General features: G+C 61.7%; 18 protein-coding genes. 7 read left to right on the top strand and 11 right to left on the bottom strand.

What is annotated here, in order from left to right:
* Window positions 1-66 precede the first annotated feature (66 nt).
* On the bottom strand, window positions 67-426 hold the full coding sequence (locus tag H7A85_RS19270; RefSeq protein WP_182422161.1) for a hypothetical protein: 360 nt from the start codon (window positions 424-426) through the stop codon (window positions 67-69).
* Window positions 423-3,056 carry a PAS domain S-box protein gene (locus H7A85_RS19265; protein ID WP_182422160.1) on the bottom strand — a complete coding sequence of 878 codons (2,634 nt, stop codon included), beginning with the start codon at window positions 3,054-3,056 and terminating at the stop codon, window positions 423-425. Before H7A85_RS19265 ends, H7A85_RS19270 begins: the two co-directional genes overlap by 4 nt.
* 141 nt (window positions 3,057-3,197) lie before the next feature.
* On the opposite strand from H7A85_RS19265, the gene H7A85_RS20920 reads away from it, so the two are divergent.
* The 4 genes from H7A85_RS20920 (at window position 3,198) to H7A85_RS19240 (ending at window position 7,143) form a co-directional block, all read left to right on the top strand.
* Entirely contained in the window at window positions 3,198-3,878 is a 681-nt protein-coding gene (locus H7A85_RS20920) for a hypothetical protein (RefSeq protein WP_244631291.1), read from the top strand.
* 125 nt (window positions 3,879-4,003) lie between these two features.
* Window positions 4,004-4,234 (top strand): hypothetical protein, encoded by a 231-nt coding sequence (locus H7A85_RS19250; protein WP_182422157.1) that lies wholly within the window; start codon window positions 4,004-4,006, stop codon window positions 4,232-4,234.
* A 134-nt stretch (window positions 4,235-4,368) separates the two neighbouring features.
* Entirely contained in the window at window positions 4,369-4,701 is a 333-nt protein-coding gene (locus H7A85_RS19245; RefSeq protein WP_182422156.1) for a hypothetical protein, read from the top strand.
* Window positions 4,702-4,785: 84 nt separating this feature from the next.
* Entirely contained in the window at window positions 4,786-7,143 is a 2,358-nt protein-coding gene (locus H7A85_RS19240; protein ID WP_182422155.1) for an EAL domain-containing protein, read from the top strand.
* A gap of 554 nt (window positions 7,144-7,697) precedes the next feature.
* Here the strand turns inward: H7A85_RS19240 and H7A85_RS19235 are convergent.
* From H7A85_RS19235 to H7A85_RS19225, 3 genes are all read right to left on the bottom strand, one after another.
* On the bottom strand, window positions 7,698-8,102 hold the full coding sequence (locus H7A85_RS19235) for a hypothetical protein (RefSeq protein ID WP_182422154.1): 405 nt from the start codon (window positions 8,100-8,102) through the stop codon (window positions 7,698-7,700).
* Between the two features lie 68 nt (window positions 8,103-8,170).
* Entirely contained in the window at window positions 8,171-8,386 is a 216-nt protein-coding gene (locus H7A85_RS19230) for a CsbD family protein (protein ID WP_182422153.1), read from the bottom strand.
* A 199-nt stretch (window positions 8,387-8,585) separates the two neighbouring features.
* The gene (locus H7A85_RS19225) at window positions 8,586-9,155 is read right to left on the bottom strand and encodes a fasciclin domain-containing protein (RefSeq protein ID WP_182422152.1); all 570 of its coding nucleotides are present in this window, start codon (window positions 9,153-9,155) and stop codon (window positions 8,586-8,588) included.
* Between the two features lie 116 nt (window positions 9,156-9,271).
* Between H7A85_RS19225 and H7A85_RS19220 the strand changes: the two genes are divergently transcribed.
* Together H7A85_RS19220 and H7A85_RS19215 are read left to right on the top strand one after the other, a co-directional pair.
* A complete protein-coding gene (locus H7A85_RS19220; RefSeq protein ID WP_182422151.1) occupies window positions 9,272-9,466 on the top strand; it encodes a hypothetical protein in 195 nt (64 codons plus the stop codon).
* A gap of 266 nt (window positions 9,467-9,732) precedes the next feature.
* Window positions 9,733-10,041 (top strand): hypothetical protein, encoded by a 309-nt coding sequence (locus H7A85_RS19215; RefSeq protein WP_182422150.1) that lies wholly within the window; start codon window positions 9,733-9,735, stop codon window positions 10,039-10,041.
* Window positions 10,042-10,063: 22 nt separating this feature from the next.
* Here the strand turns inward: H7A85_RS19215 and H7A85_RS19210 are convergent, their stop codons facing one another.
* The 5 genes from H7A85_RS19210 to H7A85_RS21025 form a co-directional block, all read right to left on the bottom strand.
* Window positions 10,064-11,188 carry a response regulator gene (locus H7A85_RS19210; protein WP_182422148.1) on the bottom strand — a complete coding sequence of 375 codons (1,125 nt, stop codon included), beginning with the start codon at window positions 11,186-11,188 and terminating at the stop codon, window positions 10,064-10,066.
* Window positions 11,185-11,760, bottom strand: coding sequence for a chemotaxis protein CheB (locus H7A85_RS19205; protein ID WP_182422146.1), 576 nt, complete (start codon window positions 11,758-11,760; stop codon window positions 11,185-11,187). Before H7A85_RS19205 ends, H7A85_RS19210 begins: the two co-directional genes overlap by 4 nt.
* Window positions 11,760-12,599 (bottom strand): CheR family methyltransferase, encoded by an 840-nt coding sequence (locus H7A85_RS19200; RefSeq protein WP_182422144.1) that lies wholly within the window; start codon window positions 12,597-12,599, stop codon window positions 11,760-11,762. Before H7A85_RS19200 ends, H7A85_RS19205 begins: the two co-directional genes overlap by 1 nt.
* Window positions 12,596-15,967 (bottom strand): response regulator, encoded by a 3,372-nt coding sequence (locus tag H7A85_RS19195; protein WP_244631290.1) that lies wholly within the window; start codon window positions 15,965-15,967, stop codon window positions 12,596-12,598. Before H7A85_RS19195 ends, H7A85_RS19200 begins: the two co-directional genes overlap by 4 nt.
* A gap of 707 nt (window positions 15,968-16,674) precedes the next feature.
* A complete protein-coding gene (locus H7A85_RS21025) occupies window positions 16,675-18,396 on the bottom strand; it encodes a PAS domain-containing methyl-accepting chemotaxis protein (RefSeq protein ID WP_182422143.1) in 1,722 nt (573 codons plus the stop codon).
* 653 nt (window positions 18,397-19,049) lie between these two features.
* Here H7A85_RS21025 and H7A85_RS19185 point away from each other — a divergent pair.
* Window positions 19,050-23,384 (top strand): Ig-like domain-containing protein, encoded by a 4,335-nt coding sequence (locus H7A85_RS19185; protein ID WP_182422141.1) that lies wholly within the window; start codon window positions 19,050-19,052, stop codon window positions 23,382-23,384.
* A gap of 1,462 nt (window positions 23,385-24,846) precedes the next feature.
* Here the strand turns inward: H7A85_RS19185 and H7A85_RS19180 are convergent.
* A complete protein-coding gene (locus H7A85_RS19180; protein WP_182422139.1) occupies window positions 24,847-25,887 on the bottom strand; it encodes a phosphatidylglycerol lysyltransferase domain-containing protein in 1,041 nt (346 codons plus the stop codon).
* Window positions 25,888-26,126: the final 239 nt, after the last annotated feature.

The following is a 26,126-nucleotide window of genomic DNA, read 5'->3' as shown; positions in this document are numbered from 1 at the left end:
ACATGCGGAGGGCTAACGGGTCGTTATGTCACGGTCGAAAACCGATGCGATTCGGTGGACATCTCATCAATCACCCGCACGAGCGTGCAGGTAGTCCGACAACACGGTTGGGCTGCCCTCCCATTCGTCGCTCATCACAGCCTGAATCTGCCGAGCACGATCTCGCCATGCATCCGTTTTGAACATCTGTGGTTCCCGCACGACCACATCGGCGGCGGCGCTGCGCTCCAGCTTGCAGCCCAGCACTTCCAGCCCAAGAACGATATCATCGGCGGAAAGATTGGCAGGGACCGGGTAGTGATCGATCATACTCTCGCGGACCGGGTGCAGCTTCCCGCCCACCACGATCGGGATGAAGCCCGGTGACGTCCGGCAGATCTGGAGCACGACCCGGTTCTCGGGGTCGGTAAAGAAAGCATCGCTCATACGTCGTCATCCGCCTGTACTTCGGTCAGAGGCGCGACGATCCGGCACTTCAAACCATCGCTGGCATAGTCGAGTTCGACGGATCCCCCGACCGAACCCGAAAGCCCCATCTCGATCAACCGGGTCCCGAACCCCTTTCGCGTCGGTGGGCTTGTAGGCGGGCCGTCAATCTCGCGCCAACTCAGAGCGAGCGTCGGTCGTTTGATCTCGCCATCCACATCGACGACCCAGGCGATGTGAACCTTACCGTCCGGCACGGACAACGCGCCGTATTTGGCGGCGTTGGTGGAAAGCTCATGCATGATCAAGGCGAGGGTTAGCGCCGCCTTCGGACCGATATCCAAGGCTGGTCCACGCAGACTGATGCGCTCGTCGGGGTCGTGCAAGGTCACCGCGCCGCGAATGACCGCGTCGATCGCGCCCGCATCGTGTTGGCCGGTCAGGAGGACGTCGTGCGCTTTCGACAGCGTTTGAATACGCCTCGTCAGGGCATCCTTGGCGCTCGGCAGGTCCGATGCCGTCCGCAGCGTCTGCGTCGCGATCGCCTGGACGATGGCGAGGGTGTTCTTCAAACGGTGCGCCAGTTCGCGGTTGAGAATGTTGCGACGCTCTTCGGCAGCCACCCGCGCCGACACATCGCGAACCGCGCCGACAAAGTGGCGCGCCCCGCTCGTCTCGCCAACAACACGCCCCTGAACGGCGACCCAGCGCAACACCTTGTCGTCGATGCCAAGGACGCGGAACTCGCAGTCGAACAACTCTCCCGACATGGCGGCTCGAAACGCCGCATCGAACATGGATCGATCGTCGGAATAAACGGCCGCCAGCTTCTCGTCCTGCGAGACGGTGCGATCGGGTGCCACGCCGAAAGCCGCTTTGGTGCGGTCGTCCCAGACAAGTTCCTTCGTCGCGAGATTGAGGTCGAACGTGCCGACGTCGCCGATCGCCAGCGCCAGCTTTTGGCGCTGTTCGCTTTCTCGAAGGCTCAGCTCGGCACGCCGCCGTTCGATGGCGGTGCGCGTGCGACCCGCAGCCTCTCGAAGGAAGTCAACCTCCTCATTGGTCCAATGACGCACGCTATCGTCGTTGACGTAGAGTACGGCAACAGTCTGCCCGTTCTCGATGATCGGGTGATTGATCAGCGAACGGACCGACACCGCCTCCAAGGGGCCGGTATCGGACGCCGTTCGCGGGTCGAACCGGATATCGGGAATCACCACCGTCCGCCCCTGGCGTAGGTCCTCGGCGTAAAGGCCGTAGTCGTCCATTCGGTAGGTGCCCGCCAGACTGGGATAGCCTTCTTCCGTCCAGTCCGAGGGGACGTGGAACGTTTTGCCATCCTCCGCTACGGTGCCGTAGCCGACCCGGCCGACATGAAGGGTACGCCCGATGATGCTGGCGGCCACACTTGGCACGGCCTCAACTTTCTCAAGTTGCCCGAGAGCTTCGCCGAGTTCGGCGAGTCCAAGGCGTAGGCTTTCTGCCCGAACCCGATCGGTGACTTCGAGGAAGATGACGCTGAACCGATCGTCACCGATCGGCTGGCAGGCTCCGTCATACCACCGTCCGAGCGGGCCCACCTGCCGGGTGAAGCGAGTTGGTTGCCCGTTCTCGACGACGCGGGCAAACTCATCGATCCATTCGTTCTCGACGCCGGGAATCAGGTCGCGCACCGTTCGTCCCACCACGGAGGCTGGATCGATGCCGACCAATTCACCCCAGGCCCGGTTCACCTCTTCATAGCGCCAGTCGATGATAAGACCAGTGGGATCCCGAACCACGCATCCGATCAGGAAACCTTCGTGCAACTGCTCGAACAGGCCGCGCCATTTTCGCTCGCTCGACGCGAGACGCTGATCCGCCTCCTTCTTCTCGGTGATGTCGCGGGCAACGCCCTGGAAGCGAACGGGCCGACCTCCGTCGTCCAACTCGAACTCACCCTTGCGAGCGATCCAGCGCAGCTCGCCGGTGTCGGCGCGGCGGATGCGATATTCAACATCGCGAGGTGCGCCGCCTGCCGCCCGTGTTGAGTTGTTCGAAACGAGGTCCTGATCGTCCTCAATCACCAACCGCTCGAACTCTTGGGCCGGGCGCTCTCCGCCGACAGGCAAGCCAAACAGGCGACAGAACTGCGAGGTCGGGGTCAGCACGCCGGTGGCGATATCGACGCTGAAGGTCCCAACACCGCCAACCTCCTGGGCCTTCTCGAGACGCGCTTCGACCTCTCTCAGCCGGAGACCAGCCAGATGCTGCTCGGTCCGGTCACGAAGAACCTTAACGAACCCGATGTGCTCGTCGGCTTCGTCGCGCAGCGGCATCATCTCCCCCGAGGCCCAGAAGCGCGTGCCGTCCTTCTTCAGATGCCAACGCTCGTCGACGCCCCGCCCCGTTTCCAGCGAGGTCGTCATCTCCCGTTGGATCTGGCGGTTGTCGCGGTCCTCGGGCGTGAAGATGGTTTCGGCGCTACGCCCGATCATCTCCACCAACGTCCATCCGAGAATGTGCTCGGCCCCGATGTTCCATTCCGTCACGAGACCGGCACGATCGGTGGCGATGATCGCGAACTCGGTGACGCTGCTGATGATCTGACGGTTGCGGGCGGCGATGCGCCGCGCCTCTTCGTTCTTCATGCTCACACGCCACCATGGGATCGACATTGCATCGCATACGATCGACGCAACCCGATCCATGGCGCAGGTTCGCCTGCAGGATCAAGGGGTGTAAGCTGGAGATTATCGGTAGCAGGAAACTTGACGGACTGCCTGTAACACTTGGCGCGGAAGGTAAGGTTTACTGATGAAGCCCAACGGCTTCCAGTTCAGCCGGCGTGCCCGAACTTCCGCATCGGCTCGACCGGAAACGAAGAGAGCTTCGATACCGAACTCGTCTCGCAGACGGTTCGCGGTCATGATCCCATCGTCGCTTCCGGCAAGGTCTACGTCGAGAACCGCCAGATCGAATGGGGTGGACGTGGATGCACGAAGCAAGGCATCCCTCATCGTTGCAGCGGTCCCGACAACCGTGTGACCCGCGTCCTCGAAGATGTCCTGCAGATCCAACGCGATCAAAGGCTCGTCTTCGACGATCAGAACTCTCAAGCTATGCACGAAACCGCTCCGGCTTGTTCCACGAACGTCAATCGACATCCGCTCCGTCTGGTTCCAATTTGTCGCAGCCATGTGGTCAGCACATGGCTCGCCATCCATCTACAGTGGATGACTTCGTACCGCTTCCGCGACCTAACCCTTCAGCACGTCCGCACCCTTCTGAAACTGGACGATGGAAGCGCGCACGCGGACAGCGTCGGTCGTGCGGTCGGCGACCTCTCGGACGATCTTCTGATCGCAGCCTACGAACTGGCACGGATTGGCTTCGTCGACGTGTCGCACGGTTGGCAGGGAACAACCTGGTTCCGCTTGACGGCGGCGGGTCATGCGATTTGCAGAACATGAGCTGCGTGAGGGCGTGCTTGTCCAAGCGAGAGGCCCGACGGGGCTTGCCCGCAATGTCGACAGGTCGAGGCAAGGCGAGGAGCGCGTAGATCGCGCAACGTTCCATCAACTGGCTTCCGCCCACCATGCGTACCCTGATCAAACTCGTTGCCGCCGCTGTCTTCCTCGTCGTCGCTGCCGGTCTCGCCTACTACTGGTTCGCGCCGGTTACCCCCGCCAAGCTCGCCCGCACCGGCCAGTGCGAGGAGTACCGCGCCGCCAACGAGCGCCTGGAGGCAGGTCTCGAGAGCGAACTCCAAGCCGACCCTAGCGAGATCCAGATGGTTCTCGACGAATGCGATCGTCAGGGTCACTGATCCAACTCGGAGGCGGCAGCACTGTTGCCGGGATGTCATCGGACCGAAGGTTCGATCGTTTCCTGCAACCCGCACCAGTTCCACGCCAACCCACCCTGCGTTGATAGGCTCTCATCAACATTGGAGCGGCGAGCATGACCCAACGCTACAAGCCTAACGAGCCGACCTGTCCGGTGCCGATCGAATTGCTGGCGCTGCTGCTTCGATCCTCGGACGAGCGGGTTTCCAGCGTTGTCCAAAAGCTGCCGATGTTGCAGCGGGCGACGCTGGCCACCTATTGCATGGGGCGATGTCACATGCGCCGCATCGGCCTCGTCATCGCGGCGCGATGCACCGAAGACGCTCTTTGGGAAGTGGCGGGGGCGGTCGGCCTGACAATCTTTGAACAGGCGCAGAACCATTCGACGTTCGACCAGGAGCCGTCACACCCTTCCAAGCGCAAAATTTCCTTGGCCAAGTGTGCCTGATCTGATGAGCGACTAGGCTTCTTAGCGTTCCGCTCACCGTTTCGATTGACGGAGCCGTTACGCAGCCCGGTTTAAGCATTCGGCATGATGCTATCGCTTGCCGTTCTTGCCGCCGATCACTCGCTCGGCTTCGTTGTCACCGCACTGATCATCTGCGTAGTGGCAGGCTGGTTGGTCGCGTCGCTTCTCGGCAAGATCGCGGTCGCGAGGAACCATCACCGCTTCCGGTGGATCGTGGGAACGGCTCTGGTCGCGGGGATCGGGGTCTGGACAACGCACTTTGTCGCCATGCTCGGCTACCGATCGGACCTGATGCTGTCCTATACGGGAGTCACGACGCTTGTCTCCGCAATCGTCGCCGTCCTTGTAGTCGGCGTCCCGCTCGCCCTGTCGCCGCTTATTTCATCGTGGCGTGGCCGCGCCACCCTTGGCGGCATCGCGGGTCTGGGCGTAGGTGCCATGCACTTTACCGGCATGTCAGCGGTGGACGGATGCGTGCAAACCCATTCGCCCCTTGCCGTTGCGTCGTCATGGAGCCTTGGGGCCTGCGCCTTGGGTCTGGCATGCGCACTGCCATCGCGCATGGCCACCCCCCGCCGGGTTTGCGCCCTGTTCACACTGGCAGTCTGCGGAACGCATTTTTTGGCGATCGGCGGTACCGAGATGCAGCGGCTTGGCGCACTTCCCATCGTTCCCCACGAGAATGTAACACTGAGCGTCTTTACCGCTGCCGGCGCGGCCGTGTTGTTCGTGGGAGCATTCCTGACGATCCTAGCGACACAACGGTTTGAGGCACAGGAGAAGGCACACTCCCAAATCTTGTCGACTGCCCTGGAGAACATGTCGAACGGGCTGGTCTTCCTGGACGAGACCGATCGCGTCCGGCTTTACAACCGACGCTATCTGGAAATCTACGGCTTCGATGCCGACACTCAATTAATGGGGCTCACATCGCAGGACATCATCGACTTGGTCGGTGACCGACTGGAATGGACCGCGGAACGCCGCCAAAAGGCTCGGCAACGTCTGACGGAGTGGGAGGCGGTCGATTGCTTCACGACCATAGATTATCCAATGGACGACGGACGAATCATGGAAGTGGAGATCCGACCGGTCCTATCCGGTGGCACGGTCATCACCTTCGATGACGTCACGAAGGAGAGAAAGGCGCAGCGGCGGATCGAAGAACTCGCATTCCTCGACCCTCTGACAAGACTTCCCAACCGACGCGCACTCAACATGCGCATGGACCAGGACTTCCATCCCAAGCAACGATTCAAGCTGCTTCTTCTCGATCTCGACCGGTTCAAGCCTGTCAACGACACCTACGGGCACGGCGTCGGCGATTTGCTGCTCGTGCAGGTCGCAGCGCGACTGCGGGAGATCGCAGGGCCAGCCGGTTTCGTGTCGCGGCTCGGCGGCGACGAGTTGGCCATCCTTGTCTACGGCGATCTCGATCAAGCAACGGGCGTGGCCGAACGCGTCATCGAGGCGATCGCCTTTCCGTTCCAGATCGAGGAGATTACGATCAACATCGGCTGCAGTATCGGTATGTGCTGCACGGATGATGCGCGCGATGCGGCCGAACTGATGCAGTTCTCCGACATCGCGCTTTACGAGTCCAAACGTCACGGGCGGGGGCGGATCAGCTGCTATAGCGCTGGTATGATGGAGGCGGTGGCGGAGCGCACGCAACTCGAAACCGACATGCGTATGGCGATCGAACGTGGCGAGATGTACTTGGCTTACCAGCCGGTCCTCGCTCTGACGGACGATCGGGTGATCGGCTACGAAGCGCTCATCCGCTGGGATCACCCGACATTGGGGTCGGTCTCGCCCGCCCGGTTCGTCCCTTTGGCCGAAGAGAACGGGCAGATCGTTGAGATCGGGGCATGGGTGCTAATGGAAGCCTGTCGTCAGGCCTGCTCCTTCCAAGGCGAAGCCTATGTCGCGGTCAACGTCTCGGCGGTTCAGTTCCGCTCGCCGCGGTTGCTGTCCCATCTGACGCAGGCTTTGACGGCAAGCGGGCTGCCCGCTTGCCGCCTGGAAATCGAACTCACCGAAACGGCCATCGTCGAAGACGGCGCGCAAATCGCGGAGATGCTAGGGGCCATTCGACGGCTCGGCGTGACGATTGCCATGGACGACTTCGGCACGGGCTATTCGTCGCTTTCGCATCTGCGCGACTTCCCGCTCGACCGAATCAAGGTGGACAGATCGTTCGTCGCCACCGCCGAAACGGATCGCCATTCCATGGCAGTTCTAGAAGGCATCACCCATATCGCCCGCAAGCTGGAGATCGCCATTTTGGCTGAGGGTGTGGAAACTCCCTCGCAACTGTCGCTCCTGCGCGACATCGGCTGCGACGCGATCCAAGGATATCTGATCGGCCGACCGGAGAGGTGGGATAGCGGTCAGGACCTTTTGCGTCGAGCCGTTTAAGTCCGGCAGCAAAGATTGCAGTTTGCTCAGCGTGACGTGAGATTGGCGGAACGCGGCCACCTGAAAGATCGGTTGATCGAATGGTAGGCTTATGGGGCCCCCATATTTTTACTGACCGACAATGAACTCTCATAACCGGAGGCTTCGTTGCGTACTGCTCGCCACCTCAAAAGTTTATCCAGCCAGCGTCCATTTAAAAATTTGCAAATGCAACGAACTTGAAGCTTTGTTCAGCTTGATGCACTTAATTTTGCCGATCGGAGGTAAGACTGAGCTTTGCCATAACTATAGTCGCGTTGAGACCGAAAGCGTACGCAGTCTAACGCCAATTCCTTCCAGCCCTGGCGCATCTGCTTCGTCGTAGAACACGACACCCGCAGCTTCGAACGTTGCTTGGATGCTCGATAAGGCATCCGGCGACAGAGTAGGCCGATTGCGCTCGAAGTTGCGCAGCGCCACGTTCGGAACGCCCGAGCGCACCGATAGATGCTTCAAAGTCCAGTCCAGCAGGGCCCGTGCGGCCCGGCAGTGTGCAGGTGTCAGGGACGGCCTTCTCAATGGGACAGCGCAACCCGAACGGCAGCGGCTTCGGGGCTATCGCCTGAGCGTTGCAAGAACTCGTCCACGGCAAGCCGGGTTCGCGCGCCGCCGGAGGCCGCGTTCGCCTGATGAACGACCGCCACGACTTGGCCCGCCGCATCGTATTCCAGAAGCCAGTCGTCGCCGTTGGCCGACCGGTAGACGCTGTCGCTGGCGGACGAGGCCGGTCGGTCCTGCAACACCGGATCGGGTCCCCGGCGATCCGGCACTTCGCGATCAAGCTTTGCCGTTTCCTGATCGAAAGCCTCCATCCAGAACGTCCATTCCTCGCTTTGCGGGGGATGCGGGTTGGAGGAGCGTCGGCTTCCCTTTTGCGCGGCCGCTTTACCCTCGGCCTGCGCTTCCTCGATCGTTGCCATGTCGGCCTCCCATAAAAAAGGGCCGGACGGGAATGTCCGACCCTTGATATTTGTCGAGAACTTGGAACTTAGAGCTTGCGGTGCGCGGCGTCCGACAGATCGTCTGCCCCCTTCTTCACCGCCGCCTTAGCATCGCCCACGGCCTGCTGGGCTTCGCCCTTCAGTTCCTGCGCTGCGCCTTCGGCTTGCAGACGCTCGTTACCGACCGCCTTACCGACACCCTGCTTGATGTTGCCGATGGCTTCGTTGGTAAGGCCCGAAGCTTTGTCCGAGGTACTACCCATGATCCCTGTCTCCCTGAACGTGGTTCCAACGGCCATGTGCCGATAGATGTGTCGGGTCCAAAACGTCGCAGGCGGCATTTGGTTCGCCAGGGATGGGAACAGAGCGGGCTTGGATTGGGATTGAAACCCGTAAGCACAAGTGACGAAGCCGTTGGTATCAACCAACGGCTTCGTCTTCTCGATGGAGAATGGTGGGGGCTTACTTCGGCATCAGAACGGTGTCGATCACATGCACGACGCCATTGGATTGCAGGACGTCGGCCTGCGTGACGGTGGCCGCGTTGCCGGACTCATCGAACACTTCCAGCTTGTCGCCCTTCATCTGAAGCGTCAGCGTGTCGCCCGAAACGGTCGTGACGTTGTGCTTGCCGCCATCGGCCTTGATCATCGACATGGCCTCCGCCGACGTCGCCTTGGCCGGGACCACGTGATAGGTCAGAATCTTGGTGAGCTTGGCCTTGTTTTCAGGCTTCAGAAGTTCGTCCACCGTGCCCGCCGGCAGCTTCTCGAACGCGGCGTTCGTCGGCGCGAACACTGTGAACGGACCCGAACCCGAAAGCGTCTCGGCCAAGCCCGCAGCCTTCACGGCCGCCACCAGTGTCGTCAGGTTCGAGGCCTTCGACGCATTTTCCGGGATCGTCTTCATCGGATCCATCGGTGCGCCGCCGACCATTGGCATGTCCTGAGCCATGGCTCCGACACCGACGCCCAGCGCCCCGATGGAAAGGGCGGTTGCCAAGGCACCGGTTCGGATGATTGTCTTCAGCATGTCGTCTCTCCCTTGTGGGGTTCGATCGAACCGTCTCCCTTACGGCCGAGACCACAGTTACGGTGAGATTGGACGCTTGGCTTCAGCGATTGGCGACAAAATCACGATTCGTCGTCGTGTGGCCGGTCGTCGCAGCGATTTGCCTGGAGCCATCTTCCGCCATCGGTGGCGACTTCTCGCCCCGCCTCAACGGCGGTCCGTTCGACGGCTCCGGCACGGCGGTCGTCCCCGGCCAGTTCACCGACTTCCGCTCCAACGGCGACTTCGGCTTCCACACGGCGACGGCGAAGCTGTCCTACCGCTTCAACTAACGAGGGGTGGGTGAGGCCGGCTCGGTCTCCAGTCCCAAGCCGGATCGTCCAACGTTCAAAAGCCCGCCCGGTCCACCGTGACAGGCTTTTTCGCGATCTGCGCGACCAAGGCGAAAACCCCTCGTAGCGGATACCCTGCAAGCTGACTTGAACAAGCCGAAAGCCTTATTGATGCGCTTTGATGGTGAACGACGATGTGCTCGGCCTGGAGATCGTCCTCTATGACCCCAGATGCTGTGTCCAAACTCGTTGACGTGAGGCATCCGATGGCGACCGACGATCTGTTCTTTCTGCGCACCGGTGAGGAAAGCCGCCCCTTCGTGCTTGTCCGACTGATCGGAGGGCGAGGAAAGCTGCGCGGATCGGCGTCGATTAGTGGTCCAACCGCCGGTCAGGCCCCGGCCGACGAGATCAACCTCAACGGTGATCTTCCCGATGTGCTGCGGGATGCGCAGGAGCACGCCATGCTGCATGGGCTGGATCTGCGCATTGCGCTCGACGGCAATGAATGGCCGGAAGAGCTCGGCATTATCGGCAACGTCGAGCGGCCTGGCGACCAGCGTTGGCCCTCGTGATCGCTGACACCGAACCGAGGAGCTAGCGAACCTCCAGCTTATCCAAAGGTACCGTCAGGACTAGGGAAAGCCCGCCCGTTCGCCAGTTCCGATGGATGTCGGCGTCCAAGCCCTTCAACATGGCCTTTTCCAAGGTTGTCCCGAACCCTTGGCGTGTCGCGGGTTCGAAGTTTGGCGTCACGCCCTCCTCCTGCCAATCGACACACAAGACGTCGTTATCCTGGGAGACCGTGATCCGCAACCGTCCCTCCGGCGTCGAAAGAGCGCCGTACTTTGAGGCGTTTGTCGTCAGTTCGTGAAACAACATGGCGAGCGAGGTGAGGACGCTGCCCGGCAGTCGCACGTCCGCGCCCGATATCGATATTCGGGAATGGTCCGCATCGTCGTGGGGCGCGACGATCGCCTTCAGGAGGGCGATGAGCGTCGTGACAGGCGCGTCCGGCATATGCGCTTGACCAAGGTCGGGAAGCGTCAGGTCGTGGACGTTGGCAAGCGCCCGTAGCCGGGACTTCAGGTCCGATGTCAGTTCCTCGATGCTGCCGGCGCTTCGCGCGCTCATGGAAATCAAGCCGGCGGTGACGCTGAAGAGGTTCTTGATGCGATGATTGACCTCCCGCAGGACCATGTCCTGATAGGCCCTTGCATCCTCGTGAAGCGCGATGTCCTGTGCGAGCGTCATGAGGGAGAGATCCTTGCGTCGCCCCGCCTCCCGCAAGGCCTCGGCCTGGGCCGCGAGTTCGTCGCGCTGCTGAGCGATCTGCAGCCGCTGGCGGTAGAGTTCGAAAAAGACCTCGACCTTGCTGCGCAGGATATCGGGTTCGATGGGCTTCTGGATGAAGTCGACGGCGCCCGCCTCGTAACCTTGGAACCGGCGCCGCCCATCTGCACTACCAGCCGTCACGAAGATGATCGGTATGCGGCGCGTTCGCTCGTTGCCGCGCATGAGTTCGGCGAGCTCGAAACCATTGAGACCGGGCATTTGCACGTCGACGAGCGCAAGCGCTACATCGTGTCGAAGGAGGAGTTCCAGCGCTTCGTCGCCGGACCGCGCCTTGAGAAGGAGATGATCGTCGCGCCGCAACAGGGCTTCCAGCGCGATCAGGTTCTCTTCGAGGTCGTCGACCAGAAGAACGGGCGTAGGGGTCATGATCGACGTCCAACTTCTACGAGATAGGCCGCGATCTCGTCTAGCGAAGCAATGCGGGCGCCCGGCGACATGCGAAGGGCGCCTTCCGGCATCGCGGCGGCCAGGGCCGTAGCCGGGTCCTGTACGAGTGCGGTTCCGCGTGCGTCGAGAATGGCGCGCAGGCCCTTGGCACCGTCGTGGTTGGCCCCGGTCAGGACGATCCCCACCAGACCCGCTCCATAGGCATCCGCCGCACTTTCGAACAGAACGTCGATGGACGGGCGCGAGAAGAGGACCGCTTCATCGCTGGACAGCGATAGGCTCGTCTCGTTCTCGACCAGAAGATGGTAGTCGGGCGGGGCGAAGTAGACCGTTCCCGAAACGATCGGCTCCTTGTCATCGACTTCCCGCACCGGCACGCGGCACTTGGCCTGGAACAGCTCAGCGAGGATGCTTCGCTTGCCGGGAGGGACATGGACGACGACCATAATGGGCAGCCCGAAACCTTTGGGCAACTTCGGCAGGATCGACGACAAGGCCTCCAGCGCGCCGGCGGACGCGCCGATCACGACGGCTTGCGGGTGCGACGGCATCAGTTCGCCCGCCGCTGATAGATCTTCTCGTCGCGGTCGAAGTCCGCAAAGTCGGCGGCGTGCTTGGAGAAGCGCAGGCTTTCCCTGGCTCCGAGGCCGAGAAAACCCTTGCGCGTGAGGGAATCCTTGAACAGCCCGAGGGCGCGATCCTGCAGGTCGCGGTCGAAATAGATCATCACGTTGCGGCAGGAGATCAGGTGCATCTCGGCGAAGACGGCATCCGTCACCAGGCTGTGGTCGGAGAAGACGACGTTGCGGCGCAACGTCTTGTCGAAGGAAACGCGGCCATAGGCCGCCTGATAGTAGTCCGACAAGGAAGACCTGCCGCCAGACCTGCGATGGTTCTCGGTGAAGAGCTGCATCCGATCCAGCGCGTACACGCCCCGTTCGGCCGCGTGCAGGGCATCCTGGTTGATGTCGGTGGCGTAGAAGATGGTCCGGTCTTCCAACCCTTCCTCGCGAAACAGGATGGCGAGCGAATACACTTCCTCCCCTTCGCTGCAGCCGGCGATCCAGACCTTCAGCGAGGGATAGGTGCGCAGATGCGGCACGACCGTCTCGCGGATGGCGCGGAAATAGCTGGGGTCGCGGAACATCTCGCTGACCTGGACCGTCAGGTAGCGCAGGAGACGGGGCAGCATGTCCGGCTCGTGCAGAAGGCGCTCCTGCATGGCGGAGAACGTCGCGAAGCCCAGCTGCTCGCGCGCCTGCCGCAGGCGTCGCTTGATCGAAGCCATCGAGTAGTTGCGAAAGTCGTAGTGGTACCGGCTGTAGATTGCCTCTAAAAGGAGGCGGATCTCGATGTCCTCGGTCTTTTCCGTCGGCTCGAACTCGTTCACTTCGGCATCCAGACGCGCACGAGCGACAAGAGCTTCTCCACATCGAGGGGCTTGGCCATGTAGTCGTTGGCGCCAGCGTCGATGCAGCGTTGCTGGTCGTTCGGCATAGCCTTGGCCGTCAAGGCGATGATCGGCAGCTTGCGCCAGTCCGGCTGGAGACGAATTTCCCTCGTGGCCGTCAGCCCGTCCATGACCGGCATCATGACATCCATCAGGACGAGGTCGATCGGCCCCTCCGCGCTCGCCGCGCTCGCCTTGAGCGCATCGATCGCTTCCTGGCCGTTACGGGCGATCTCGACGATCGCGCCCTTCGGCTCGAGGATGTTGGTCAGCGCGTAGATGTTTCTCACGTCGTCCTCGACCACCAGGATGCGCCGGCCCTCCAGCCGCGCGTCGCGATGGCGCGCCTTGCGGATCATCTGCTGCTGCTCGTCGGGAAGCTCGGCGATGACCTGATGAAGGAACAGGCTCACTTCGTCCAGAAGGCGTTCGGGCGATTTCGCGCCCTTGATGATGATGGATTTGGAGTATCGCCGCAGCCGCTGCTCGTCGTCGGCCGACAGTTCGCGGCCGGTGTAGACGATCACTGGCGGAAAGGCGTAGGCGCTCTCCTCGCTCAGCTTCTCCAGCAGGAAATAGCCCGAGGCGTCGGGCAGCGACAAGTCGAGCACCATGCAGTCGAACGTTTCCGACTTCAGACGCTCCAGGCACTCTGCAGCCGTTCCTGCCGTCACCGTTTCGACGTCCTGAGAGGAAAGGAGTCTGGCCACCGCATCGCGCTGGACCGCGTCGTCCTCGACGATCAGCACCTTGTGCACCCGCTGCGAGAGCCGGGTTTCGAACTTGCGCAGCACTTCGACCAGTTGCTCGCGCATGACGGGCTTCAATTCGTAGCCGACAGCCCCGAGCGCGAAGGCGGTTTGCGCATGGTCGCCGCCGGAGACGATATGAACAGGAATGTGGCGGGTCCGGTTGTCCTGCTTGAGGCGATCGAGCACGGCAAGACCCGACTGGTCGGGAAGGCCCACGTCGAGCACGATGGCGCTGGGCAGGAATTCTTTGGCGAGGACCAACGCCTCTTCCGCCGTCGCCGCGACCAGCGAGCGGAAACCCATTTCGCGCGACAGGTCGCGCAGGATGGTCGCGAACGTGGGGTCGTCCTCGATCACCAGCAGGGTGCGGCGGGCGTCGGGCGCGGCGGCGCGATCGTCCTCCAGCTTGCGGCCACGAGACCGAGAAGGCGCGTCGGCGCTCTCCTGGCGCGGTTGAGGCGCCACTGGCGCCGTGACGGGCGCCTCGCGAGGCGCCACCCTGGCCGGATCGTAGCTTTCGGGAACCGTCACCGTGAACGTGCTGCCTTCCCCAGGACGGCTCGTCACCTCGATCGAGCCGCCGAGCAGGCGCACCAGCTGGCGCGAGATCGAAAGACCGAGACCGGTCCCCCCGAACCGTCGGCTGATTGTCCCGTCGGCCTGGTGGAAGGCCTCGAATATGCGCTGCTGCTGCTCCGCATCGATGCCGATCCCCGTGTCTGAAACCGAGAAGGCGATGCGGTCCGCGCCGGCCCGATGGATCGTCAGCCCGATGCGCCCGGCCTGCGTGAACTTGAAGGCGTTGGACAGGAGGTTCTTCAAAACCTGCTCCAGCCTCTGCGGGTCGGTCTCGAAACTTTCGGGCGCGTCCGCCGCGATGTCGATCTCGAATTGGAGACGTCGCTCGCTCGCCACCGGCTGGAAAAGCTGACGCAGATTTCTAGTCATGCGCTCCAGCGCGACCGTTTCGGGCCGGATCTCGACATGGCCGGCCTCGATCTTCGACAGGTCGAGGATGTCGTTGATCAGGTTGAGGAGGTCGTTGCCGGACGATTGGATCGTCTGGGCGTACTTGACCTGTTCCGCCGTCAAGTTGTCTTCTGGATTGTCCGCCAGGAGCTTGGCGAGGATGAGCGATGAGTTCAGCGGCGTGCGCAACTCGTGGCTCATGTTGGCCAGGAAGTCGCTCTTGTAGCGGCTCGCCTGTTCGAGTTCTCGGGCCTTCAGTTGCACCGAAGCGTTGACCCGCTCCAGATCGTCGCGCTGGCGTTCGAGTTGCTGGGCCTGCTCTTCAAGTTGCGAGTTGGTCTGCTCCAGTTCGACCTGTTGCAGTTCGAGCCGCGCCTGAGACTCCTTCAGTGCCCGCCCCTGTTCTTCCAATTCCTCGTTGGAAACCCGAAGCTCCTCGCTCTGCGTCTGCAATTCCTCCGACTGGCGCTGGGTTTCCTCCAGAAGGGCTTTCAGTTCCTCGCGATAGGCTGCCGACCGCAAGGCGATCGCCACGGCAGCGGTGCCTTGCTCCAAGAGTTGCAGGACGCTTCGATCCACGGGCTGCAGGAAGCCAAGTTCTAGGACGGCGTTGACCTCGTCGTCGATGCTGGCTGGCATGATCAGGAGATGCCGGGGCTTGTCCTGGCCCAGAGCCGACCCGAAACGGAGATAGCCGTCGGGCACCTCTCCTACCGACAGAGGGCGTCGCTCCGCTGCCGCTTGGCCGAGAAGACCTTCGCGCGGACCGAAACGCTCTGGCACGCTCGACGCATCCGCGATGCCGTAGGTGGCGGCGCGTCTGTAGCGCCCCTGGCCATCGTCGACGAACAGGGCCGCCGCCACCGCGCCGAGATAGCGTGTGAGATAATCGAGGATGGCGTTGGCGAGTGGCTCGATAGGCTGATCGCCTTGCATCGTCGACGCCAAACCAACCTGTCCGGATTGAAGCCATTCCTCGCGTCGGCGGGCCAATGTCGCCCGGCGCATGAGATAAGCGATCACCACCGTCAGAAGAACACCGAGGAGGCCGGACATGATCCCACCGACGACGGCACTGCGTTGCGCGCTGTCCATCTCGGCAAGGCGCTCAGTACGAACGCGCATCTCCTCCTGCGCCATCGCACCGATCTGAGCGCGGATCGCGTCCATCTCTACCTTGCCGCGATCCGTATTGACCACTGCGAGCGCAGCTTGCAGGCCATTCGCACGACGCAGATCGATCGTCTCCTTCAGTTCCGCAAGCTTGGCATCTACATGCCTGCGCAAGGCGGACATTCTTGGCAACTGGTTCGCATTGCCCGTGGTCAGGCTTGCGATCTCGCCGAGCTTGGATGGAATGTCGCGAAGGGCGGCATTGTAGGGCTCCAGGTAGCGATCGCTGCCCGCGAGTAGAAACCCACGCTGCCCCGTTTCGGCATCCTGAATGGTGGACAGCATCTGATCGAGGGCGACGATGGTTTGATGAGTCTCAACGACCCGCTGGTTCCCTTCGCGGACGGCCTGGAGGTTGAGGAACGCGACGACGCCGCTGACGACGAAGAAGAGAACGGCACCCGCCAAACCCACAGCAACCAGGGGATCCAGCCCCCAAACGCGATACGCGGTTTCGGCTTTCGATGGTTTCGTTGAAGGCAACGTCGTTGGTCCCCGCCGGATCGATCATGCATCGTCGCTATGAGGGATCCGTTTGAGGAACAGGACCCATCAACCTCTGCTAAGCCATCGGATGCGACGGAAGCAATGGATCCATCGAACAGCCGGCTCACTCAGCGCGGAAAGTTGGTGGCGTGATAAAGAATATCCTTGATGCCAATTGGTCCAGTTGTGCCCCAGCGGGTGAGGTGCGTTCTGGCGCGAACCGATAGGGCGCTGAAGCGTATTGGGACAGCGCATTCGGTTGCCGCCTGGAAACCAGCAAGAACGGAAGGCAGCGTCCGTTCAGGACTTGGTTGCTGAGCACTTCAACACGGTTGCCGATACACGAGGTTGAGCCAAGCGTCGCTTGCCACTCCAATAGGCGCCTTCCGCCTTCGGGCTCTCGACCCACCCGCACAAACGAAAAGACTTCTGCCAAGGGTCCGCACGGTCAGTGACATAGTAGGCGGATGTAGCTTGATGTGACGGCTTCAGTTTGATCGAGCCGAAAGTCAATGGTTCGCGGTTCAGCACCGAGACGAAACTTACAGCCACCTCTTTCCACCGGCTGCAAGCACGCGAAGGCATATACTTTGACAGCCCCCCACGGCAGACGGCATGGCGAACCCAGCCGTTAACTAGAATATGTCGGCAACGCGTTTTTGAAGCATATGTACATTTGAACCCGGTCTATGTCCGAGCGAAGTTGTCGTCGTGACAGCCTCGACCCTGAACTTAGCGAGGAGTTGGTTCAGCGTGCGCGCCTCAGCTGACAACTCGTTGCATGCCGCCGTCGTTTCCTCAACCATCGCAGCATTCTGCTGGATACCCTTATCGAGTGTTCCGACAGCTGTGTTGATCTCGTGAAGGCCCGTGGCCTGCGAGCGCGCGGTGTTGACGATGGAGACAACGCGATGGTTCGCTTCGGCAACCTTCTCGATGATGCGTTGCAGGGCTTGGCCAGCGTGATCTACCAGATCGACGCCCTCCCGTACTTGATCGCGCGAGGTGGAAATCAACTCCTTGATCTCTTTAGCGGCCTCCGCCGATCTCTGCGCCAAGCCGCGCACTTCTTGTGCGACCACTGCGAAACCGCGACCGGCTTCGCCGGCGCGTGCCGCCTCCACCCCAGCGTTGAGAGCCAAAAGGTTGGTTTGGAAAGCGATCTCATCAATGACGCCGATGATCTTACCGATCTTATTGGAAGACGTCTCGATACGCCCCATCGCTTCGATCGCCTTCGAGACGATATGTCCGGAGGTTTCGGCTTCCTTCTTCGTCCCCTCCACCAGTTGACCGGCTTCCTCGGCTTGCTTGGTGGATTGACGCACGTTGCCCGTAAGTTCGGAAAGGGCGGCCGACGTTTCTTCGATCGCGGCTGCCTGCTGTTCACTACGCTGTGCGAGTTCATTCGACGCAGAGCGAATTTGGTCAGCACCCGCTAAAATGAGATCCGCGTTGCTGCGGACCGTCTGCATGGCCGCGCACAAGGTGTCAGTCGATCGATTGAAATCTTGGCGAACCTGATCCAACGCCGGCATGAACGGATCGCGTATGCTGTTGCTGAGTTCGCCATCGGCCAGCTTGCTGAGCGCATGCCCCAGTCGCCGTACAGCCAACACGCGTTCGGTCACATCCATGGCGAACTTGGCCACCTTCACCACTCGCCCATCGAGCCCGAAAACGGGGTTGTAGGACGCCTGGATGTAAACCTCACGCCCTCCTTTGCCCACACGCTTGAACTCATCGGCGACGAACTCACCTTGTGCCAATCGTTCCCACATCGCGGCGTACTCGCTTGAGGTGGCATACGATGGCTCGACGAACATCCGGTGATGCTGGCCAACGATCTCGTCGAGCTGGTAACCTAAGGCGGATAGGAAGTTGGGATTGGCGGTCAGAACGACGCCTTCGACCGTAAACTCGATGGTCGCCTGGGAGCGGCAGATCGCATCCATCTTGGCGGTATTGTCGAGCTGAGCCTGCTTTGTCGCAGTGATATCATTGGCGAATTTGACGATCTTCACCACCCTTCCGCGGCGATCGAAGATCGGATTGTAGTTGCCGCGGATGTAGACCTCTCGACTACCCTTGGCGATGCGTCGAAACTCTTCGCAGACGAACTTGCCGGCGCACAACCCAGCCCAGAACGTTTTATAATCGGGCGACGACGCATAATGGGGGTCGAGAAACATCGCATGCTTCTGGCCGATAATCTCAGCGGACGTGTAGCCCATCACGTCGCAGAAGTTTCGGTTAGCGCGTAGAACCGTTCCATCGAGATCGAACTCGATGATCGCCATCGATAGATCGAGCGCCGCTAGAACCTGACCGGCGTTGACCGTCGAAAAACCCAGCATAAGCACCGCCCGAGCGAGAGTTCGCATGAGCATGAGCGCTCAGACGAAGCGATGCCATACAATCGTAGCCATTCGATAAATGGCTCTGGCATCGCCCCTGCCCGTCGCAGATTTTAACGATCTGTCGAATGCCGGGTGAGGATCTAGTTAGATTTCGACTTGGAGCCTTTGCTCAGCTGAGGAATTCCAACGGCAGGCTGGCTGTCTTCTGCCAAGAATTGCAGCTAGCGGTAATAAATTTATCCGCCGTATCCAGATTTTCACCGCTTATTATAGCACACCGAACGGCATCACTTCATCGAACAGGAATTTTTGCTATTCCAATAACCGAATAATCAATCATCCTGTCTGCGCTCAAGTTTTTATAAAAAATTACGCCCAGATTCCTATTAATGTGACAACCGGTACGGTCCGTCGCAATAGCACAAACGTTATTATCAGCTGGACATCAATGCGTTCGTCTAGCCTTGGTCGGACACCCACGTTCACATGTGTGGCTTACAGTTCACGGTAGAAACGAATTCGCCTTCAGGAAGGGTTTCAGCCTGCATCGAAGCCATCCATCGCGTTGCTTCGGGTAAGGTTCACACAGCAGATTGGGCCGCACTGTTCCGCCCCTCTGGAGATCTGCGGTCTTGGCCAACGTCGTATCCGTGTCATCGACACAAAATGGTTCTTTCGGCGCTGGTTCGGAGATTCTGATCCAGGTCGAGTTCTCGGGCAATGTCGATGTCGATACCGGCGGAGGCACGCCGACGCTGCAACTCGAAACCGGGTCCGTTGATCGGTCGGTCGCTTACGTGGGTGACAGCGGAAGCGATACGCTCGCTTTCAGATACACGGTCCAGGCCGGGGATGCGTCGGGGGACCTCGATGTCCTCAGCGTCAATGCCCTGAGCCTCCAGGGGGCGACGATTCGGGATGCGGGAACGGCAAACGACGCTTCGATCGTGTTGCCCGCGCCGGGCGGATCGGGCTCGTTGGGCGCCAGCAACGCGATCGTCATTGATACGACCTCGCCGACGCTCGCCATCAGCAGCGACAAGGCGACGATGATCGCCGGACAAACCGCCACGATCACCTTTACCTTCAGCGAAGAACCGGTCGGGTTCTCGGCGGCCGACATCATGGTGACAGGCGGCACGCTGGGCTTGATCAGTGGCAGCGGGTTGACGCGCAGCGCGACCTTCACGCCGGCTGCCGGGACCGACAACGGAACGGCCAGCATCACGGTGGCAGCCGGAACCTATACGGATGCTGCCGGCAATGCCGGAGGGGCGGGCGCGTCTCCCTCGATCGCCTTCGACACCAATCCTCCAACTGCTCCGGCCGTGCCGCATCTGGCCGCTTCGAGTGACAGCGGCACCTCCTCAAGCGACAACGTCACGCGCGTGACAACGCCTACATTCACGGGCGCGGCGGGAAGCGCCGAGGAAGGCGCAACGCTTCGTCTCTACGATTCCAACGGCACGACGGTCCTTGGCTCCACGACCGTCAACGGGGACGGCAGCTGGGAGATCACGAGTTCGGCGCTGGGGCAAGGCGTTCACACGATCACTGCGAAGACGACCGATGCCGCCGGCAATGTTGGTGCCGCATCGAACGCCCTGACGGTGACGATCGACACCACCGCACCAGCCGCACCGACGAGCCCTATGCTGAACGGCGCCAGCGATTCCGGCTCGTCCAGCACCGATGGCGTCACCAGGGTCGTGACGCCGGTCTTCAACGGATCGGCCGAAGCCGGCTCCACTGTGACGCTCTACGACACCGATGGCGCCACGGTGGTCGCCACCGCCCAGGTTAACGGAATAGGCGAATGGTCGGCCGCCAACTCGGCCCTGGCGGAAGGCGCGCACACCCTTACGGCCAAGGCGACCGACGCTGCCGGCAACACCAGCACCGCATCCGACGGTCTCAACGTGACCATCGACACCACCGCACCGGCAGCCCCTTCGACGCCGTCGCTTGCTGCCGCAAGCGATTCCGGTGTTTCCAGTTCGGACCATGTCACCAACGTCGCGACCCTGACTTTCTCGGGCTCCGCTCAAGCCGGCGCGACGGTTATTCTCTACGACACGGACGGCAGCACCGTCGGAGCGACGGTTGCGAGGGGAGACAGCACATGGTCGGCGACGACCGGCTCGCTGGCCGAGGGTGCCCACACGATCACCGCCAAAACGGTGGATCTCGCCGGGAACGTCAGCGCCGCCTCGGGAGGCGTCGCCGTGCTTATCGATCTGTCCGCCCCGGCGGCGCAGGTGACGGGGGCTGCCATCTCGGCTGACAACGGACCCTCGTCGATCGACTTCGTCACCAACCAGGCCTCGCAGACGATAGCTGGAATCCTGTCGGCCTCATTGGGCGCCGACGAGCACGTCGAGGTCTCTCTTGACAACGGCGCATCCTGGACCGTGGCGGATGCCGTGGGCGACAGCGGGTGGCAGCTGAACGCAACGCTCTTCGGTTCCGGCACCCTACAGGCTCGCGTCGTGGATGCGGCCGGCAACGCCAGTGCCGCCTACAGCAAAGCCTACGTGCTCGACACGATCGCACCGACGGCACCTTCGCGGCCCGACCTGGACGACGCGTCCGACACCGGGAGTTTCCATACGGACGACATCACCGGCGCGACGACGCCTTCGTTCAGCGGCCTTGCGGAAAGCGGCTCGACGGTCACCCTCTACGACGGCGTCAGGATCGTCGGTTCGGGCGTCGCCGAAGACGGCATCTGGCACATCACCAGTTCGACGCTCGAACAGGGATCGCACGACATCACGGTGGTGGCCACGGATTTGGCCGGCAATCGCAGCACGGCTTCCGATACCCTCACGATCCAAGTCCTCACCGACGCTCCGACGACGGGCGTAAGGGAGATGGGACTGTCCGCCGATCGCGGCGCGTCCAGCGCAGACTTCGTCACCTATGTCGCCGCGCAGACCATTACGGGAAGGCTCGATGCGTCGCTCGCCTCGGGCGAGCGTGTCGAACTGTCCTTCGACGGCGGACAGCACTGGACTGTCGCCAGCACGGACGGTGACACTTGGGCCTTGACAGGCGTGACGCTGGCGCCCGGTACCTCCACCATCTCGGTGCGGGTGGCCAACGCCGTCGACAACGCCGGACCGATCTATCGTCAGGACGTGACGCTCGACAGGGTCATGCCTTCTCTATCGATCTCGAGCGACGTGGCTCAGCTCAAAGCCGGACAGACTGCAACGATCACGTTCACGTTCAGCGAGGATCCGGGCGAGACGTTCTCCTGGGACGGCAGCAGTGGAAGCGTGGCCGTCAGCGGCGGTACGCTTTCGGCTCTTTCCGGAACGGGTCTGGCGCGAACGGGCGTCTTCACGCCGGATGCCGGCACGAACGGCGGAACGGCCAGCATCACCGTCCCCGCTGGCGGCTACAGCGACCTTGCCGGAAACGCAGGCTCCGCAGGGGTCTCTCCGACACTCACCTTCGACACGCTCGCTCCCGTCGCGCCGAGCACCCCCGCGCTCACATCGGGCAGCGACACCGGCGTTTCGTCTTCCGACAACATCACCGCGAACGAGCGTCCGACCTTCACTGGCTCGGCCGAGTCCGGTTCGATCGTCGTGCTTCGCGATGCGGACGGCACGGTGATCGGGAATGGTACGGCAGTCGACGGCGCCTGGTCGATCGTTCCGTCGTCTCGGCTGGCCCAAGGCGCGCACTCGATCAGTGCGACCGCTGCGGATGCGGCTGGCAACGCCGGTGCGGCTAGTACAACACTCAACGTCACAGTTGACTCGAGCGCCCCGACGCTGGTGGTCAGCAGCAACATCGCCAATCCAAAGATCGGCGATACGCCCACCATTACCTTCACGTTCAGCGAAGATCCGGGCGCAACGTTCACGGACGGCGATATCACGGTGGAGGGTGGTACACTTGGTCCGCTGAGCGGCAGCGGCGTGGTGCGCACGGCGACGTTCACGCCTTGGGACGGTGTCGCCAGCTTCCGTGTCAATGCCGGCACCTATACCGACGCTGCCGGCAACGCAGGTGGCTCAGGGACCCTGTCCATCACCGTCGATACCGTCGTCCAGCCACCGTCCTCCTCGCCGCCTGTGACAACGATACCCAATCCGGACGGCTCGACGACGATCACCCTGACGCAGCAGCTGACGGCGTCGGAACTCGCCAAGTTCGCCACCGCCGGGATCGACAACCTGTCGTCGCCGTTCTCCGTCGTCTTGCCGGACGGCATCGAGAACGTCACCTTGACGGGCACCGGCAACATCAACGCCATCGGCAACAGCGGGGCGAACGCCATCACCGGCAATGCCGGCAGCAACGTTCTGACCGGCGACGCCCGGGCCAGCAGCGCCTCGGTCGTGGCATCGGACGGGATCGCCCATTCCAACCTGGCGGTCGGCGGCGCCGACACGATCACGGCCGGCGAAGGCAACGACGTGGTGTTCGGCAACCAGGGTGCCGACGTCCTCTACGGCAACCAGGGCAACGACACGCTCTATGGTGGCAAGGACGACGATTTCGTCTATGGCGGCAAGGACGACGACTACGTCGAGGGGAACCTCGGCAACGACTATGTCGAGGGCAATCTCGGCAACGACCTGGTGCTAGGGAACCAGGGCAACGACACCATCAACGGCAACCAGGGCAACGACACGGTGCACGGGGGCCAGGGGGACGATCTCGTCCACGGCGGCCAAGGCGACGACCTCGTGTTCGGCGACAAGGGCAACGACCAGGTCTGGGGCGGGCTCGGCAACGACACGCTGTCGGGCGGCGAAGGGTCCGACACGTTTCGCTTCGCCGCCGAGTCGGGCCAGGACATCATCGTCGACTTCAACGCCACTGAGGGCGACCGGCTCGACTTTCAGGGCCAGACCTACGTCGTGCAGGACGTCGATGGCTCGGCCACGTTCACCCTGTCGGACGGTGGGGTCGTCGTGCTGACGGGCGTGTCGGCGGCCAGCCTCGACGCGGGCATGTTCATATAACCGCAAACCTTCAGCCTTGTCTCAGGCGAGGGCCCGTCCGGTTCATCCGTCAGGCGGGCCCTCGCCTGATTTTGTCTTGAACATTGCGGCCGGTTGCGCACCTCGCTGGGCAACTAGTGCCATCGTCTAGCCGATTTGGCCGCAGCCACCACGAACACACACAGCCACTACCCTCGGATCGTAGGTTTCCCGGTGCGCTATTGCTTCCCGCCCCGCAATCTTAGGCGCTAAAGGGGGTTCCAGCTGGCCTCGGGCGCCTCCGCCATCACATAACCGGCGTACTCGTGGTCACCCAACCGAATCTTTAAGCACGGCAACGGGCCAGCGAGCGCACTCTATCCTCTGCCCCGACCATCCTCGACGCCTTCCAGTTCTACACCCTCCGCATGCTCCAGCACTTCACCATCCGGGATCTCGCTCACGAACCCAAGTAAGCCCTGGGCTATGCAACGGACGCTGCACACTCCCAGCATCGCCGTCGAACATCCCTGCGATGTGGACCCGCCCCCTTCCACGAAAGTCGTTTCTGAGCAGATCGAGGACTTTCTAACCTTCCGTACCGAAAAATCGTTGAGCAAGCGGACGCTCGGAAGCGGTCAAGGGGCCTTCAGATCAAACCAGCTAAACCCCTTCCCTAATGAGCAAAACGTTGATCCGCATCATACCTGTTACCGATCACGCATTCCCTGTTAGATGGCTTAGGGAACTTAGACGGCAAACGCCTGGAAGTGACGGGTATTCCGATCCCCGGTCCTACTCAGCTGGCGGCTTTACCGATCGATTTCCCTGTAGATTCCCGTAGAACAGCGAACGTCGCTTCGGAGAAGGGTTCGCTCATGACTCCCCCCTCCGCCACCTAGTCTGCTCTCCGGGCTTCGGATTGAGGCCGTGCGCAAACGCCGACGGTTCCGCCCATTTGACAACCCAAAGCGCACTTCGGAGACCAACCAGGCCCTGTTTGCACCTTAAGAAATGGCCCCATTCTCCGTTCGGCGAAAACGGGGTTCGGTTTGTTTTCGGCGGAGTAAAGCGGCTTGATGGTGAGACCTGCAAAGCCGGTTTTGGGCCGAAAGCTGACAGGCGGCTTTTGGTTTGATCACGCTGGAAGCTGTCATTCCCGAAACGACCCGTCCGTGCTGTACCCCCCCTCCGGCCCGATCCCGAAAGTGACCGTCGCCGACGGGGCGGCAACTCGCCTTGCCTGTATCCCGGGTTCCGGGTTCCTATGGTTTGATTGCTGAGCCTGCTTCCGTTGCTCGGCACCTCGCAGGCACTCGTTGATGAGGAAGCAGCCGCGACGCTTCGTGGGCGCTTCTCGTTACGAACGCTCGTCCGCCGTCCGACATGCCGTCAGATCAGCACGCTCCGGCACGAGGTGCTGATAGGAAGAGATCAAAAGACCTTCGGTGGTAGGACATACACACCTACCGTTCACTTGGCTGCTATCGTCAGGAACTATCCGCTAAAGGGTCTTGAGCAGTCGCAGGAGCGCTAGCATCTCGATGGGACTGCCGCGCTTGAACGCGATATAGCTCGCCTGCCGTGCGCCGTGGAACCGGCGCTTGAAGGCGGCCTGTCCCTGCAGATTGAATATCGTCTCGTTGACACGCCGGGAGCGGAACGCCTGCTCGAAGGACCGACGCCAAAGGTGGCTTTCCGGGAAGGTGCTGGCTTCGATATCAGCCAAGGGCGACAGTCCGAACGACAGGCGGACCCGGCCCTCCTCCTTGAACCGGTCGGCGGCGAACTTGGTCAGGCCGATCTCCGCGTGGGCTGTTGTTCCAACGAGCTTGCGTTTAAAAGCCGACGTATACCCAATGACCTCCCCGTTTTTGAAGATCGGGTCGAAGTCGAGAATGGCGATCGCATGGCCGTCGGGGTGCGCGATCATGAACCGGCGCATATGCGGGCCGAGACGCGTCTCGAACGGTCGGTTCAAGAACCGCATCTCACGGCGGCTGACGATGCGCCCCTTCCGCCAGTTGGCGGAGATATGGCGGACCTGCTCGCTGTCCGCGATCGATCCGTCGCACTCCGCGATTTGGTAGCCTTTCTTGCGTAGCCACGTTTCGGAATAGCGGATCGTTTCGTTTCGTTTGCCCGCAAACGAATGCGTGGCGAGGTGCAAGTCGCTTTCGATACCCATCTGATTGATGCGATAGCCGAGGTCAGCCAGAACGCTGGCGGTGGGACCACCGACCTGAACGAAGCATGGCCGAGGCATCTCGGCGACGAAGCGGCGGATGTAGTCCGCCCTCTCGCCTTCGCGTGCAACGGGATCGCCAAGGACGAAAGCGTGCCCCATCTTGGTTGCGAAGGCGACATAGCCGTTCATGTCGCCGAAGTAGCTAAGTCCCGGCTGCACGACCGTGGAATAGGCCAGCGAGAAGTCGCCATGGTTCATGCACAGGCGCAGTCGGGTCGCAAAATCGGGCTCGAAAGCGGTGACTGGTGGAAGGCGGCCTTCCAGCCAGGCATCCATCATCGATTTGAAGTTTGGCATGCGTCCGTAGTTCCCGCGTCGCCTCAGAAGCCAACCGCTAGTTCGCCTCCCTCCAAATGACGGTTCGCTTTCCATGGCGAAGACGCATAGTCAATCATTGCCCGTCGGCGCTCTGAGCGGATCTTCATGAGCCAAGAACCCATCGTCAGAGACGTCGTGATCATCGGATCCGGATTGGCCGGCTTAACCGCGGCTTACGCGATGCGCCGGCGTGGCATCGAGCCGCTCGTTCTCGAAAG

This window comes from Aureimonas sp. ME7, from assembly GCF_903970965.1.
Taxonomy (GTDB): domain Bacteria; phylum Pseudomonadota; class Alphaproteobacteria; order Rhizobiales; family Rhizobiaceae; genus Aureimonas.
The sequence above is the reverse complement of the archived record's forward strand: the minus strand, read 5'-3'. Positions and strand labels throughout refer to the sequence as shown.

Excerpts from the sequence above, each read along its gene's own strand:
- H7A85_RS19205 (WP_182422146.1), bottom strand. The coding sequence starts at position 11,760 with ATGCCGTCGCACCCGCAAGCCGTCGTGATCGGCGCGTCCGCCGGCGCG.
- H7A85_RS19245 (WP_182422156.1), top strand. The coding sequence starts at position 4,369 with ATGACCCAACGCTACAAGCCTAACGAGCCGACCTGTCCGGTGCCGATC.
- H7A85_RS19270 (WP_182422161.1), bottom strand. The coding sequence starts at position 426 with ATGAGCGATGCTTTCTTTACCGACCCCGAGAACCGGGTCGTGCTCCAG.
- H7A85_RS21025 (WP_182422143.1), bottom strand. The coding sequence starts at position 18,396 with ATGCTGGGTTTTTCGACGGTCAACGCCGGTCAGGTTCTAGCGGCGCTC.
- H7A85_RS19215 (WP_182422150.1), top strand. The coding sequence starts at position 9,733 with ATGGCGACCGACGATCTGTTCTTTCTGCGCACCGGTGAGGAAAGCCGC.
- H7A85_RS19235 (WP_182422154.1), bottom strand. The coding sequence starts at position 8,102 with ATGGCAACGATCGAGGAAGCGCAGGCCGAGGGTAAAGCGGCCGCGCAA.
- H7A85_RS19265 (WP_182422160.1), bottom strand. The coding sequence starts at position 3,056 with ATGAAGAACGAAGAGGCGCGGCGCATCGCCGCCCGCAACCGTCAGATC.
- H7A85_RS19250 (WP_182422157.1), top strand. The coding sequence starts at position 4,004 with ATGCGTACCCTGATCAAACTCGTTGCCGCCGCTGTCTTCCTCGTCGTC.
- H7A85_RS19180 (WP_182422139.1), bottom strand. The coding sequence starts at position 25,887 with ATGCCAAACTTCAAATCGATGATGGATGCCTGGCTGGAAGGCCGCCTT.
- H7A85_RS19210 (WP_182422148.1), bottom strand. The coding sequence starts at position 11,188 with ATGACCCCTACGCCCGTTCTTCTGGTCGACGACCTCGAAGAGAACCTG.
- H7A85_RS19230 (WP_182422153.1), bottom strand. The coding sequence starts at position 8,386 with ATGGGTAGTACCTCGGACAAAGCTTCGGGCCTTACCAACGAAGCCATC.
- H7A85_RS19225 (WP_182422152.1), bottom strand. The coding sequence starts at position 9,155 with ATGCTGAAGACAATCATCCGAACCGGTGCCTTGGCAACCGCCCTTTCC.
- H7A85_RS19240 (WP_182422155.1), top strand. The coding sequence starts at position 4,786 with ATGATGCTATCGCTTGCCGTTCTTGCCGCCGATCACTCGCTCGGCTTC.